The sequence below is a fragment of the Streptomyces sp. CB02414 genome (assembly GCF_001905385.1).
Lineage (GTDB): Bacteria > Actinomycetota > Actinomycetes > Streptomycetales > Streptomycetaceae > Streptomyces.
On sequence record NZ_LIPF01000001.1, the window covers coordinates 391,348 to 404,749 of the forward strand.

Annotated in this window: 13 protein-coding genes and 1 riboswitch; of the genes, 7 read left to right on the forward strand and 6 right to left on the reverse strand. The window is 72.9% G+C overall.

The window, feature by feature from the left end:
- Positions 1–100: 100 nt before the first annotated feature.
- The 4 genes from AMK11_RS01790 to AMK11_RS01805 all read right to left on the reverse strand — a co-directional run bounded on the left by AMK11_RS01790 (position 101) and on the right by AMK11_RS01805 (position 4,247).
- The gene (locus tag AMK11_RS01790) at positions 101–1,114 is read right to left on the reverse strand and encodes a C40 family peptidase (protein ID WP_073722101.1); all 1,014 of its coding nucleotides are present in this window, start codon (positions 1,112–1,114) and stop codon (positions 101–103) included.
- 212 nt (positions 1,115–1,326) lie between these two features.
- Positions 1,327–2,367, reverse strand: coding sequence for a C40 family peptidase (locus tag AMK11_RS01795; RefSeq protein WP_073723854.1), 1,041 nt, complete (start codon positions 2,365–2,367; stop codon positions 1,327–1,329).
- Positions 2,368–2,598: 231 nt separating this feature from the next.
- Positions 2,599–3,942, reverse strand: coding sequence for an NYN domain-containing protein (locus AMK11_RS01800; protein WP_073722103.1), 1,344 nt, complete (start codon positions 3,940–3,942; stop codon positions 2,599–2,601).
- Positions 3,943–4,007: 65 nt separating this feature from the next.
- Positions 4,008–4,247 (reverse strand): hypothetical protein, encoded by a 240-nt coding sequence (locus AMK11_RS01805; RefSeq protein ID WP_019327945.1) that lies wholly within the window; start codon positions 4,245–4,247, stop codon positions 4,008–4,010.
- Positions 4,248–4,406: 159 nt separating this feature from the next.
- Here AMK11_RS01805 and AMK11_RS01810 point away from each other — a divergent pair, with 159 nt between their 5' ends.
- The 7 genes from AMK11_RS01810 to AMK11_RS01840 all read left to right on the forward strand — a co-directional run bounded on the left by AMK11_RS01810 (position 4,407) and on the right by AMK11_RS01840 (position 10,680).
- Positions 4,407–5,177, forward strand: a complete 771-nt coding sequence (locus AMK11_RS01810; protein ID WP_073722105.1) for a rhomboid family intramembrane serine protease — start codon at positions 4,407–4,409, stop codon at positions 5,175–5,177.
- Complete coding sequence (locus tag AMK11_RS01815; protein ID WP_073722107.1) at positions 5,174–5,455, forward strand: Lrp/AsnC family transcriptional regulator; 282 nt, start codon at positions 5,174–5,176, stop codon at positions 5,453–5,455. Before AMK11_RS01810 ends, AMK11_RS01815 begins: the two co-directional genes overlap by 4 nt.
- 77 nt (positions 5,456–5,532) lie before the next feature.
- A complete protein-coding gene (locus AMK11_RS01820) occupies positions 5,533–5,850 on the forward strand; it encodes a small secreted hydrophilic protein (RefSeq protein WP_073722109.1) in 318 nt (105 codons plus the stop codon).
- A complete protein-coding gene (locus AMK11_RS01825) occupies positions 5,768–7,261 on the forward strand; it encodes a sensor histidine kinase (protein ID WP_198941283.1) in 1,494 nt (497 codons plus the stop codon). Before AMK11_RS01820 ends, AMK11_RS01825 begins: the two co-directional genes overlap by 83 nt.
- A gap of 19 nt (positions 7,262–7,280) precedes the next feature.
- A complete protein-coding gene (locus AMK11_RS01830; RefSeq protein ID WP_073722113.1) occupies positions 7,281–7,946 on the forward strand; it encodes a response regulator transcription factor in 666 nt (221 codons plus the stop codon).
- A 57-nt stretch (positions 7,947–8,003) separates the two neighbouring features.
- Positions 8,004–9,419, forward strand: a complete 1,416-nt coding sequence (locus tag AMK11_RS01835) for an SLC13 family permease (RefSeq protein WP_073722115.1) — start codon at positions 8,004–8,006, stop codon at positions 9,417–9,419.
- Positions 9,420–9,447: 28 nt separating this feature from the next.
- On the forward strand, positions 9,448–10,680 hold the full coding sequence (locus AMK11_RS01840; RefSeq protein WP_073723856.1) for a glycerate kinase: 1,233 nt from the start codon (positions 9,448–9,450) through the stop codon (positions 10,678–10,680).
- On the opposite strand, the gene AMK11_RS01845 is transcribed toward AMK11_RS01840, so the two are convergent.
- Both AMK11_RS01845 and trpD read right to left on the reverse strand, forming a co-directional pair.
- On the reverse strand, positions 10,605–11,987 hold the full coding sequence (locus AMK11_RS01845; protein WP_073722117.1) for an aminotransferase class V-fold PLP-dependent enzyme: 1,383 nt from the start codon (positions 11,985–11,987) through the stop codon (positions 10,605–10,607). The genes AMK11_RS01840 and AMK11_RS01845 overlap by 76 nt on opposite strands.
- Before the next feature lie 146 nt (positions 11,988–12,133).
- Positions 12,134–12,250: riboswitch (SAM riboswitch) on the reverse strand.
- Positions 12,251–12,334: 84 nt separating this feature from the next.
- The gene (gene trpD, locus AMK11_RS01850) at positions 12,335–13,399 is read right to left on the reverse strand and encodes an anthranilate phosphoribosyltransferase (RefSeq protein ID WP_073722119.1); all 1,065 of its coding nucleotides are present in this window, start codon (positions 13,397–13,399) and stop codon (positions 12,335–12,337) included.
- Positions 13,400–13,402 lie beyond the last annotated feature (3 nt).

The window sequence follows — 13,402 nt, forward strand, 5'->3', positions numbered from 1 at the left end:
CAGGGCATGCCCGCCACTCGCACCCGCGCCCCGCCGGCACCATCCGGCAGCCGACGAACCGCCCCCGGCGACCGGGGTCGCCCGTGCCCGGCCGGATCGGTCAGACCCGCGTCACCGACGACACCGGCATCATGCCCACCGGGTCGTAGCGGACGGGGGCGCCGGGGTAGGGCGCGTGGATGACCTGGCCGTTGCCGACGTACATGCCGATGTGGCTGGCGTCGTCCCGGTAGGCGACGAGGTCGCCGGGGCGGGCCTCGGACAGGGAGACGCGCTGTCCGGCCCCCGACTGGGCCTGCGAGGTGCGCGGCAGGCCGACGCCCGCCTGGGCGTACGACCACTGGGTCAGGCCGGAGCAGTCGAAGCCGCCGGGACCGTTGGCGCCCCAGACGTACGGCTTGCCGAGGGCGGAGCGGGCGGCGGCGAGGGCGGCTGCCGCGCGGCCGGAGGCGGGGGCGGCGCCGCCGAGGACGGCCAGGTCGGTGCGGCCGGAGCGGGAGCCGCGGTCGTGGGCGGCGCGCTCCTCGTCGGGGAGGGAGTTGAGCAGCTCGCGGGCCTCGGCGAGCTTCTTCTCCACCGTCTTCTTGTGGGCGGCCACGGCCTTGCGGCCCTTCTCCAGCTCGGCGAGCTTGCCGGCGGCCTCGGCGCGGTCCTGGGCGAGGTCGCGCATGGCCTGCTGGAGCTCCTTCAGCCGGCCCGCCTGGTGCGTGGTGACCCGGTCGAGCGCGGAGGCCTTGTCCAGGTAGTCGTCCGGGTCCGCGGAGAGCAGCAGCGCCAGTGACGGGTCGATGCCGCCGGAGCGGTACTGGGCGCCGGCCAGCGAACCCAGCGCGTCCCGCATGGTGTTGATCCGCCCCTGCTTGCGGGCGATGGCGTCCTGCGCCGTGCTCACCTGCTCGCGCAGCGCGTCGGTGCGCGCGTCGGCCTTGTTGTAGGCCTCGGTCGCCCGCTCCGCCTCCGTGTGGAGCCGGTCCACCTCCGCCCGCCGGTCGTCCTGCGGGGCGGCCGTGGCCGGTACGGCGCCCAGGAGCGCGGCGGCGACGGAGAACAGGCCGACGGCGGCGGTGGCGCCACGGTCGAACCCGGATGGTGCAAGGCGGCGATGGGACCCCACGGGAAGCCGCACTCCTTCCGCTGGCGGACAGGGAAACGCGGCAGACAGTAACCCCGTGGCGGGGCGCCGACCAACGACCGTGAAGGGGCGCGCGACGCCGAACCCCGCCGCTGACGCAGGTCACCGGCGGGGCGGGGTTCAGAACGCGGTCCCGTGATTCGCCCGAACGGGCGGCACGGCGAGGGTCTCTGGGGGAAGGTGCGGGGCCTCGGTCAGACCCGCACGCCGAACATGAACGGGCCGCCGATGGTGCCCATCGACTCGTAGCGGACGTTCGTGCCGGTGCGCGGCGCGTGCAGGACCTGGCCGTTGCCGGCGTAGAGGCCGACGTGGTGCAGGTCGCTGAAGAAGAAGACCAGGTCGCCGACCTGGAGGTCGCTCATCGAGGAGATGCGGGTGCCCGCGCCGGTCTGCGCCTGGGAGGTGCGCGGGATGCCGACGCCCGCCTGGGCGTAGGCCCACGACGTCAGGCCCGAGCAGTCGAAGGACGAGGGACCGGTGGCGCCGTAGACGTAAGGCGTGCCGATCTTGCTCTGGGCGGCGGCGAAGGCGGCGGCGGCCCGGCCGGAGGCGGGGGTGGAAGTGCCCGAGAGGACCTGGCGCTCGCTGCTGCGGGTGGCGCGCTGTTCCTCGGCCTGGAGGGCGGCCTTCTCCTGGGCGGTGAGTGAGTTGAGCAGCTTCTGCGCGGAGGAGAGCTTGCCCTGGACTTCCTTCTTCTTCTTGCCCAGTTCGGTGCGGGTGGCGGAGAGGTCCTTGAGCTTCTCGGACGCCTCGGCGCGCTGCTGGGCGAGGTCGCGCTGCTTCTCCTGGACCTTCTTCAGCGTCTCGACCTGCTGACCGCTGAGCTGGTCGAGGGTGGAGGCCTTGTCCAGGTAGTTGTCCGGGTCGGCGGACAGGAACAGCTGGAGGGAGGGGTCTATCCCGCCGGAGCGGTACTGGGAGCTGGCCATCGAACCGAGGCCGTCGCGCAGCTCGTTGAGCTCCTCCTGGCCGCGGGCGACGTTGTCCTGGATGGTGGAGATCTCCTTCTGGAGCTTCTCCTGCTTCTCCTTGGCCCCGTTGTACTTCTCGGTGGCCTGCTCCGCCTCCTGGTAGAGCTTGTCGACCTTGGCCTTGACCTCGTCCTTGCTCGGCTTCTCGCTCGGGGCGGCGTTGGCGGCCTGGGAGCTGAGAGCGACAGCGGCGGCGGCAGCGGTGGTGAGCACGGTCACGCGCGTGCGGCTCGGCTGCTTGGGACGACGGTGGGACGCCACGGAGACGAGCTCCTTCTTGAGAGGGATCACCCGTGCGAGGGTTCGATGGGTGACCCTAGTGACCCACTCGTGATCAGTTCAAATCCTCCACCCGAAAAACCCTGTTACTCACCGCATTCTTTGCCACAACTCACCTGGCGTGACTCCATGTTGACGCTACGTTGCGTGACGGTTCCGTCAATACGGGCATACAACTCCGACGTTACGGTTGGCACGAAAGTGGCGCAGGGGCTAGGAAAGCCGCTTCAGGAGCACCACGGACGCCACCGGGCGTGCGCCGGCGCGCGCGACCCCGTCGGCCACCTCGCGGTCGGTGGAGACGACGATGACCGGACGGCCCGGCGGTTCGGCCCGCACCAGCTGGCGGATCAGCTCGTCGGCGGTGACGCCGGGCTTGGAGAACAGCACCCGGACACCGCGCGGCGGCGCGAGCAGCACCGGCGCCGCCAGTTCGGCCCCGTCGAAGACGCAGGTGGTCTCCGCGCCGGTCTGGGCGGCGAGTTGGGAGAGCTGGCCGAGCAGGCGCAGCCGCTGCTTCTCCAGCGGCATCTGGGGATAGCCGGTCTTGGTGACGTTGTAGCCGTCGACGACGAGGTGTGCCTGCGGCAGCGCGAGCAACTGGTCGAGGATGGCGGGGTCGTGCTCGGACAGGGCGCGGTTGGCGATGTCCTTGGGCGTCATCCGGCCGGGCTCGACGGCGTCCACCGTCTCGGCGGGCCGCACGGACACCGGCGGCAGGGCCAGCTCGCGGCGCAGCCCCTGGGTGGCGTCGAGCAGGGTGTCCAGCAGCAGCCGCACCCGCATGTCCTCGACGCTGCGTCCCTCGCGGGCCGCCTTGCGGGTGGCCTCCAGCGCGGCCTCGGCCTCGCCGAGCCGGGCCTTGAGCCGACGGGTCTCGCTCTCGGCGGCGGACACCTGGGCGTGCCCCTCGGCGCGGACGGCGTCGATCTCGGCCTGGACCTTGCGCAGCGCCGCCTCGCCGCGCTTGACGTCACTGAGGGCGGAGCGCAGCTTGCGGTGGAGCGACTCGGTCTCCCGCCTGGCCGCGTCCAGCTCGGCGCGCAGCCGCTCGGTGTCGGCCCTGGTGTGTTCGCGGGCCCGGGCCAGCTCCTCGTGCAGCCGCTCCAGCTCCGCGCGGCTCTCCTCGTCGGCGCGCTCGGCGTCCGCGCGCTGCGCCTCCTCGCCGGCGGCGGTCACCAGCTTCACCCAGCCGTGCGGCCGCAGCACGTAGGCCGCCGCCGCCACGTCGAGCGGGTCGGCGGCCGGGGGCGGGGAGCCCGCCTCCAGGGCACCGGCCAGCTCCGGCTGGGCCTCGCGGAACTTCTCGCCGATACGCTGGCGGAACAGGGCGTCGGTCTCGACGGCGGCGGCCATGGCGTTGCCGGCGAACTTGGTCCTGCGGTTGGGGGCGAACCGGGCGTACTGTCTCAGCTGGGCGGGCAGTTCGCCGAGGGTGAGCCCGCCGAAGCCGTCGGAGACGATCTGCACGACCCTGCGGCGCACGCCGTCGGGCAGCGGGCGGTCGAGCACCTCGGCGGTGCCGTCGCCCGGCCCCCCGCCCTGTGTCTCCGCCATCCGTCACCCCAATGCCTGTGCGTGATCCCGTGCGGGATCACCTCATGCGGGGGCCGCTCCCGTGATCAGGAGTCGGCACCCGGCCTGTCCACGAGTTCCACCTGGTCCACGGCGTTGCACCAGCGGCACCGCACCGACTCGATGGTCTCACTGAGCACCTCGCGCTCCTCGACCTTCGGCTCACCGGCCAGATCGAGGTGCACGTACTCGACGACCTTGGAGGCCCGGGTGACGTCGAAGCGGGTGAGGTTGCCGCACAGGGTGCAGCGCCACCGCGTCGTCTCGGTCGGCAGGGGAACCGTCATCGTGGCTGTTCGCTCTCTTCCAGTGTCGGTGACGCGCCGGGCTCCGCCCCGGTGCGTGTGGCTCGTAACCCTACGGCCTGGCGGGTACCCGACGCCCGCGTGTCCACGGCGGCGAGGCGACCTGGGTGGTTGCGTCCCGTTACGTCATGCTCTGTAGCCATGATCCACAACTGGCGCACGGCGGTCCGCAGAACGGTCTCGGCGGTCAGGGCGCCCGGCACGGCCCGCACCGCCCGGGGCCGGGCCGCGCCCGTGACGTACGCGCTGATCACGATGTGCTGTCTGTTGTTCCTGGTCAGCCCGGCGGCGGGACTGAACCCGGGGTACGGCACCGGCGAGGAGCTGCTCGCCGCGCAGCGCGCCCACTTCCGGCGCTGGGGAGTGATCCCCGCAGAACTGTTCGAGGACTCCCCCGGCTCCGCGCTCACGCCCGCCACGGCGCTGTTCGTCCACGGCAGCTGGGTGCACCTGCTGGGGAACATGCTCTTCCTGTACGTCTTCGGCGCGCTGACCGAGGAACGGATGGGCCGGCTCCAGTTCGCCCTGTTCTACCTCGGCTGCGGCTGCCTGGCGCTGCTCGGCTACGCGGGCGCCAACGCCCACTCCCAGCAGTCGCTGGTCGGCGCCTCCGGGGCGATCTCCGCGGTCCTCGGCGCGTTCCTCTTCCTGTTTCCCCGGGCCCGGGTGACCAGTCTGCTGCCCTTCCTCTTCTTCCTGCCGCTGCGCTTCCCCGCCTGGATCGTGCTGCCGTTCTGGGTGTGGCTGCAGTGGACGGCGGCGGGCCGGGCCGGCGACGGGCCGGGGGTGGCGTACCTCGCGCACCTGGTGGGCTTCGGGCTGGGCTTCGTCTTCGCGTGGGTGCGGTTCGGGCGTACGACTACAGTTGGGAGCGTTCCAGTGGCGGCGCCCGAGGGAGAGAACCAGCCGTGATCAGCGCGATCGTCCTCATCAAGACCAGCGTGGACCGCATCCCCGAGATCGCGGAGCAGATCGCCGCGCTGGAGAGTGTCAGCGAGGTCTTCTCCGTCACCGGCACCTACGACCTGATCGCGATGGTGCGGGTGAATCAGCACGAGGACCTGGCCGAGGTCATCCCCGGCCGGATCAGCAAGATCCCCGGCGTGGAGGGCACGGACACGCACGTGGCGTTCCGGACCTACTCGCAGCACGACCTGGAGGCGGCGTTCGCCATCGGGCTGGACAACTGAGGTGCCGGGTCCCGGATGAAGGGTTCTTCATCCCGGGCTCATCGTGAGTGCCCGCTAGGGGGCGCAGTATCGAAGGCATGGTCTTCTCACGCCGGATGGCGGCCCTCGCGGCCGTCGTCCTGATCCCGCTCGGCATCGCCGCGACGAGCTTCGCGCTCACCGACAGTCCGCAGGAACCGAAGGTTCCGACCAAGGTGGAGCTGGAGAGCGGCTCCCCCACCCCGACGCCCACCTCCTCCTCGCCCGAGCCGACGCCCAGTGACCAGGTGGTGACCCGGCCGCCGGTGACCGACAGCCCCGCGGATGACGACGATGACGACGACCGAGGCCAGGGAACCGGGGACGACTCGGGCGCCGACGGATCAGCCGACGACGGACCCGGCGACGACGGCTGACCATGAGCGCCGCCGGATCTCGGCCCGCGTCCGCATCCTGCTGTGGCTGCTGCTCGTGATGGCGGTCGCCCTCGCCTCGGTGGCCACGACCACCCGCTCGATCCTGCTGCACGACACCGACCAGCGGATCAACGGACTGCTCGCGCAGGAGGCCGGGGAGTTCGCCAACTTCGAGGAGCAGGGCTTCGACCCGGAGACCGGCCTGCCCTTCACCGACCCGGAGCGGCTGCTGGAGGTCTTCCTGCAACGGCAGTACGCCGACCTGGACGAGGAACTGATCGGCCTGGTGGGCAAGGTGGGGGACCGGCCGGCCAAGTTCTTCCAGCAGCGCGAGATCCCGGTCGCCCTGCCCCTGCACAAGGACGGCGACGCCCTGCGCGACATCTACGCCTCGCCCGACTCCACCGGCACCCTGCACCGGCCCGAGGGTGAGGTCCGCTGGGCCAAGGTCACCGTCGCCCGGTACGGTGGCGAACCGGCGGCGGCGTTCGTGGTCGCCTTCCACCCGGGGCGGGAGCAGGAGCGCGCCGACGAGGTGTTCCGCGTGCTGCTCGCCATCTCGGGCGTCGCCCTGCTGATGACGACGGGCATCGCCTGGGTCGTCGCGGGCCGCATCCTCAAGCCGGTGCGACTGGTGCGCACGACCGCCGCTCAGCTCACCGAGCAGGACCTGACCCGGCGCATCCCGGTGCACGGCAACGACGACGTGGCCGCGCTCGCCGAGACGTTCAACGCCATGCTCGACCGGCTGGAGCGCGCCTTCGCCGCCCAGCGCCGCTTCGTCGACGACGCGGGCCACGAGCTGCGCACCCCGATCACCATCGTGCGCGGTCACCTGGAACTGATGGGCGACGACCCGGCGGAACGGGAGGAGACCGTCCGCCTGGTCACCGACGAACTGGACCGGATGAGCCGCATCGTCGAGGACCTGCTGCTGCTCGCCAAGACCGAACGCCCCGACTTCGTCACCCCCGAGCCGGTGCAGCTCGCCGAACTCACCGCCGACGTCTACGTCAAGGCCCGCACCCTCGGCGACCGGACCTGGGTACTGGACCAGGTCGCCGACCGCGAGGTCCGCCTGGACCCCCAGCGCATCACGCAGGCCATGGTGCAGCTCGCGCAGAACGCCGTGCAGCACACCACCACCGGCCAGACCATCCGCATCGGCTCCCGCGCCGACGGCGCCCGTATCGAGCTGTACGTCGCCGACTCCGGCCCCGGGGTGCAGGCGCAGGACGCCGAGGTGATCTTCGAGCGCTTCCGGCGCGGCACGGCCCGGCGCGGGGTGCGCGGGACCGGCGCCGGGCTCGGGCTGTCGATCGTGAAGGCGATCGCCGAGGGCCACGGCGGACGGGTCGGCCTGCGCACCACCGAGGGCGGCGGCGCCACCTTCGTACTCACACTGGACTGATTCCGGAAGAGGCACGTCCATGAACCGCATCCTCATCGTCGAGGACGAGGAGCGCATCGCCTCCTTCGTCGAGAAGGGCCTGCGCGCCAACGGTTTCACCACCACCGCCGTCGCCGACGGCGACTCCGCCTACGAGTACGCCCTCACCGGCGGCTTCGACCTGGTCGTCCTGGACATCGGGCTGCCCGGCCGGGACGGCTTCACGGTCCTGCGCGAGCTGCGCGAGTCCCGGGTGACGACCCCCGTGATCGTGCTGACCGCCCGGGACTCCGTACGGGACACGGTGGCCGGTCTGGAGGGCGGCGCCGACGACTGGATGACCAAACCGTTCCGCTTCGAGGAACTGCTCGCCCGGGTGCGGCTGCGGCTGCGTACGGCGGCCAGGGCGCCCGAGGTGACGGTGCTGAAGTCGGGGGCGCTCAGCCTGGACCTGCGCACCCGCCGGGCCCGCGCCGGGGAACGCACCGTCGACCTGACGGCCCGTGAATTCGTACTGCTGGAGCTGTTCCTGCGCCACCCGGGGCAGGTACTGTCCCGCGAGCAGATCCTGTCGCACGTGTGGGGCTACGACTTCGACCCCGGTTCGAACATCGTGGACGTGTACGTGCGGGCGCTGCGCAAGAAGCTCGGGGCGCAGCAGGTCGAGACCGTGCGCGGGATGGGATACCGGCTGCCGGCCTGGTGAAGTTTCCTTCATGTGACGCTCATCGATGGCTCACCGCCCCCGTGAATCCTCGATGACGTGACGTTGAACCTCCGCCTCGCGGCGGCCCTCTGCGTGGCGCTGTCCCTGTGCGCGCTGCTGGCGGTACCCGGCAACTTCCCGGCCCTCGGCGGCGACGCGCGCCTCACCCTCGCCGTGTTCGCGCTGGCGACCTGCGCCTGGATCGGCACGCCGATCGACGACACGTACATCGCGCTGGGTGCCGGACTCGCGCTGACCGCGACCGGTGTGATCAGCAGCGACACCCTCTTCGGCACCCTCGGCGACGACACGGTGTGGCTGCTGATCTGCGCCTTCGTGCTGGCGGCGGCGGTGGCCCGGACCGGGCTCGCCGGGCGGGCGGCGGCCTTCCTGGTCGGCGGGGCGCGCAGCGTACGGCAGTTGACGCACCTGACGACGGCCGCGCTGGTCGTCACCGCGTTCGCGGTGCCGGCCACGTCGGGGCGGGCGGCGCTCGCGCTGCCGGTGTTCCTCGCCCTGGCCAAGGCCCTCGCGGACCGCAGGCGGCTGGTGGTGATGCTGGCGCTGCTGTTCCCGACGGTGATCCTGCTGTCGGCGGTGGCGACCCTGATCGGCGCGGGCGCGCACCTGATCACCGTGTCGGTGCTGTGGGAGGCGACCGGGGACCGGATCGGCTTCACCCAGTGGCTGCTGCTCGGGCTGCCGCTGGCGGTGGCCTCCTCCCATCTGGCCGCCGAGACCGTGCTGCTGACGACCACTCGGCGGGCGGACCGCAAGGGCCCGGTGCACATCACCGCCGAGGAGATACAGCGGCACGCCGAGAACCCGGTCACCGGTCCCTGGACCCAGGCGGAGAAGCGCTGCGCCCTGCTGCTGGCCACGGTGGTGGCGCTGTGGTGCAGCGAGCCCCTGCATCACGTGCCGCCCGCGGTGGTGGCGCTGATCGGCGCCGTCGTCGCCTCCTCCCCCGCGCTGGGCACCGTACGTCTCAAGGACGCGCTGAAGACCGTGCCGTGGTCGCTGCTGCTGTTCATGGCGGCGACCATGGCGATGGGCGTCGCGCTCGCCGACTCCGGGGCGGCGAAGTGGCTGGTGTCCGGGCTGCCCGCGGACGTGACGCCGGCCGTCTTCCTCGGGGTCGTGGTCGCGGTGAGCACGGCGGCCCACCTGGTCCTCCAGTCCCGCTCGGCCCGCTCCTCGGTCCTGGTGCCGCTGGTGATCGCCGCGGCCGTGGGCGCGGGCGTCAACCCGGTCGCCGCCGCGCTCGCCTCCACCGCCGCGGCCGGCTTCTGCCACACGCTCCCGGCCTCCGCCAAGCCGGTCACGCTCTTCTCCGACATCCCCGGCACCCCCACCTACACCCCGCGCGACCTGCTGCGGCTGTCCGCCGTCCTGGCACCGCTGACCGCCGCGCTCGTGCTGTTCTTCGCCGCCGCCGTCTGGCCGCTGCTCGGCGTACCCGTGACCCGTTAAGGAGCCTGCTGTGCCGAACGTACCGAACATCCTGAACCGGGTCGCCGTGGCGCCCAGCGGCTTCAAGGAGTCCCTGTCCGCCCAGGCCGCCGCCGACGCGATCGCGGCGGGCGTCCGCCGGGTGCTGCCGGACGCCGAGATCGACCGCATCCCGCTCGTCGACGGCGGCGAGGGCACCGCCTGCGCGCTGGCCGCCGCGACCGGCGGGCGGCTGGTCGCGCTGGCCGCCACCGGCCCGGTCGGCGAGCCCGTCGGCACCCACTTCGCGCTGCTCGGCGGCCAGGACACGGCGGTGGTGGAGATGGCGGCCGTCGCGGGACTGTCCCTGGTCCCCCGCGCCCTGCGCGATCCGGGCGCCACGACCACGTACGGCGTCGGCGAGCTGATCCGCGCCGCGCTCGACACCGGCGTGCGGCGGGTCCTGGTCGGCTGCGGCGACTCGGGTACGTCCGACGGGGGCGCTGGGGCGCTCCAGGCGCTCGGTGCCCGGCTGCTGGACGCGGACGGCTTCGAACTCCCGCACGGCGGGCGGGAACTGGTCCGCCTCGCCCGCATCGATCCGGCGGGCCTCGACCCCCGGCTGAAGGACACCGAGCTGCTGGTCGCCTGCAACCCCTTCAACGTGCTGTGCGGGGAGCGCGGGGTGGCGCGGGTGTTCGGCCCGCAGAAGGGGGCGACGCCCGCGCAGGTCGAGGAGTTGTCGGCGGGACTGGAGAACTGGGCGCGCGTCCTCACCCGCGACCTGGGCGTGATCGGCGCCGACCTGCGCACGGGCCCCGGCACCGGTGCCTCCGGCGGGCTGGGCGCGGGGCTGGCCGCCGTCGGGGCCCGGCTGCTGCCCCGCTTCGACGTCCTCCTCGACCACCTCGACCTGGACGCCCGCCTGGCCCGCGCCGACCTGGTGCTCACCGCCGAGGGCGCCCTGGACCACCAGACGCCGCGCGGCAAGGTCCCGGCCGAGGTGGCCCGGCGCGCCAAGCTGCACGGGCGTCCCGTCCTGGCGCTGGCCGGCACGCTGGGCGAGGGCGCGCACGAGGTGCCGGGGGTGGACGCCTTCCACGGCATCATGCCGGCGCCGATGGCGCTGGCGGACGCGCTGGTGCGCGCGGCCGAGCTGCTCACGGACGCCACCGAGCGGGCGTTGCGGATGGTCCTGCTCGGCTCGCGGCTGCCGGGCCGGGCGGCTCAGACCGTGGAGATCCCGGCGGCGGTGTCCGCGGCGGACGTGTCGGGCACGCAACGACCGTCTTCCGTGCGGTAGTTCCAGCGGGCGCCGTCCCTCACCAGCTCCTTGACGGCGTCCACGAACCGCTCGACGTGCTCGTCCGGGGTGCCGGCGCCGAAGCTGACGCGGATGGCGTTGAGGGACTTCTCGCCGGGCGCCGCCTCGGGGGCGCCGCACTCGCCCTGCGTCTCGGGGTCGCTGCCCAGCAGGGTGCGCACCAGCGGGTGGGCGCAGAACAGTCCGTCGCGGACGCCGATGCCGTACTCGGCGGAGAGGGCGGCGGCGAAGTGGGAGCTGTTCCAGCCCTCGACGACGAAGGACAGCACACCGACGCGGGGGGCCTCGTCGCCGAAGAGGGACAGCACCCGCACCTCGGGGACCTCCGCGAGCCCCTCCCGCACCTTCCCGATCAGGTACTCCTCGCGGGCGACCAGCGTGTCGAAGCCGGCCTCGGTGAGCGCCTTGCAGGCGGAGGCGATCGCGTAGGCGCCGATGACGTTGGGCGAGCCCGCCTCGTGCCGGGCGGCGCTGTCGTGCCACCGCACGTCCACGCCGCCGTCCGCGCGCCGGGAGACGCTGCGGCTGGCGCCGCCGCCCGCGAGGTACGGCTCGGCCTCGCGCAGCCAGTCGGCGCGGCCGGCCAGCACGCCGGTACCGAAGGGGGCGTACAGCTTGTGCCCGGAGAAGGCGACCCAGTCGACGTCCAGGTCGCTCACGGAGACGGGGTGGTGCGGGGCGAGCTGGGCGGCGTCCAGGACGATCCGGGCGCCGTGCGCGTGCGCGGCGGCGGCCAGTTCCCGCACCGGCCACAGTTCGCCGGTGACGTTGGAGGCGCCGGTGACGCAGACCAGGGCGGGCCCGTACGGCTCGCGGGCGGCGAGGGCCCGCTCCAGGGTCTCGACGGCCTGCGCCGGGGTGCGCGGCGCGTCGAGGTAGGTCACGTCCGCGTCGCGCCAGGGCAGCAGCGAGGCGTGGTGCTCGGTCTCGAAGACGAAGACCCGGCAGCCGGCCGGCAGCGCGGCGGCGAGCAGGTTGAGGGAATCGGTGGTGGACCGGGTGAAGACCACCTGGTCGGTGTCCCGACACCCGAGGAACGCGGCGACGGTCCTGCGGGCGTTCTCGAACAGGTCGGTCGACAGCTGCGACAGGTACCCGGCCCCGCGGTGCACGCTGCCGTAGTAGGGCGCGTAGGCCGCCACGTCGTCCCAGACCCGCTGGAGGGCGGGCGCGCTGGCGGCGTAGTCGAGCGCGGCGTAGGTGACCTCTCCGCCGGTGACGAGCGGAACGGTGACGTCCCGGCCGAGGACGGGCAGCGGGGTGGCGACAGCGGTGGGTACGGACATGGCGGACTCCCGTGAAAGAGCAGCGCGAGGAAGGGCGCTGTGAAAGAGAAAGAGAGATGTGCGGAGGCGGGGCTCTGCGGCCCTATCGCATTCGCTGGTTCACGGAAGACTCCCTCGGACGACCCAGGACCCCTGGTTCCGCGAGGGGTCCGCGCTTGCCGTGAACCTTGCTGTCCACGACCTGGTCTTCACCCGGGGCACCCCGCCACGGACGGAGGGTTGCCGGACAGTCGGCCGGGGCCTCATGACTGTCACTCATGACCTGTCGAAAAACCTATGGGAAGTGATCGGCGCCCCGCAACCCGAGTCCGGATCGCGGGACGCACGTCACACGGGCGGGAGGGCGGCTACGCGTGGGTCGCCGCGACCCAGCGCTCCAGGGCCCGCCTGGCGGCGCCCGAGTCGATCGACTCGGCGGCCCGGTCCATGCCGGCCCGGATCTGGTCGGTGAGCGGTCCGTCGCCGGGCTCCAGGGCCACCAGGGCCGCCGCGGAGTTCAGCAGCACCGCGTCCCGCACGGGGCCCCTCTCGCCGGCCAGCAGACGGCGGGCGACGTCGGCGTTGTAGGAGGCGTCGGCGCCGCGCAGCGCCTCGACCGGGACGAGTTCGAGGCCGACGTCCCGCGGGTCGAAGGTCTCCTCGGTCACCCGGCCGTCGCGCACGACCCAGACGCGTGAGGTGGCGGTCGTGGTCAGCTCGTCGAGACCGTCGTCTCCCCGGAAGACCAAGGACGAGTGACCGCGTTCGGCGAAGACACCGGCGATGATCGGCGCCATCCGGGCGTGCGCGACCCCGATCGCCTGGGACTTCACCTTGGCCGGGTTGGTCAGCGGGCCCAGGAAGTTGAACACCGTGCGGATGCCGAGCTGGCCGCGGGCCGCCGCCACGTGGCGCAGCGCGGGGTGGAACTTCACGGCGAAGCAGAAGGTGATGCCGGCCTCCTCGGCGACCTCCGCCACCCGCTTCGGCGTCAGCTCCAGATTGACGCCCAGCTTCTCCAGGACGTCGGAGGCTCCGGAGGCCGAGGAGGCGGCCCGGTTGCCGTGCTTGACGACCTTGGCGCCGGTGCCGGCCACCACGATCGCCGACATGGTGGAGATGTTGACGGTCTTCGCGCCGTCGCCGCCGGTGCCGACGATGTCGACCGTCCGCCCCGGGACCTCGATCACGTTGGCGTGCGCGTACATGGTGCGGACGAGACCGGAGATCTCCTCGACGGTCTCCCCCTTGAACCTGAGGCCGACCGCGAAGCCGGCGATCTGCGCGTCGGTCGCCTCGCCGCGCATGATCACGTCCAGCGCCCAGGCGGTCTCGTCGGCGGTCAGGTCCCGGCCGTCCGCCAGTCCGTTCAGCAGCGCGGGCCAGGAGCGGCCCGCCGCGGTGTCGCCTCCAGCGGGGGTCAAAGCGCTCATGTG

Excerpts from the sequence above, each read along its gene's own strand:
- AMK11_RS01800 (WP_073722103.1), bottom strand. The coding sequence starts at position 3,942 with ATGGCGGAGACACAGGGCGGGGGGCCGGGCGACGGCACCGCCGAGGTG.
- AMK11_RS01845 (WP_073722117.1), bottom strand. The coding sequence starts at position 11,987 with ATGTCCGTACCCACCGCTGTCGCCACCCCGCTGCCCGTCCTCGGCCGG.
- AMK11_RS01820 (WP_073722109.1), top strand. The coding sequence starts at position 5,533 with ATGGTCTTCTCACGCCGGATGGCGGCCCTCGCGGCCGTCGTCCTGATC.
- AMK11_RS01810 (WP_073722105.1), top strand. The coding sequence starts at position 4,407 with ATGATCCACAACTGGCGCACGGCGGTCCGCAGAACGGTCTCGGCGGTC.
- trpD (WP_073722119.1), bottom strand. The coding sequence starts at position 13,399 with ATGAGCGCTTTGACCCCCGCTGGAGGCGACACCGCGGCGGGCCGCTCC.
- AMK11_RS01805 (WP_019327945.1), bottom strand. The coding sequence starts at position 4,247 with ATGACGGTTCCCCTGCCGACCGAGACGACGCGGTGGCGCTGCACCCTG.
- AMK11_RS01825 (WP_198941283.1), top strand. The coding sequence starts at position 5,768 with ATGACGACGACCGAGGCCAGGGAACCGGGGACGACTCGGGCGCCGACG.
- AMK11_RS01830 (WP_073722113.1), top strand. The coding sequence starts at position 7,281 with ATGAACCGCATCCTCATCGTCGAGGACGAGGAGCGCATCGCCTCCTTC.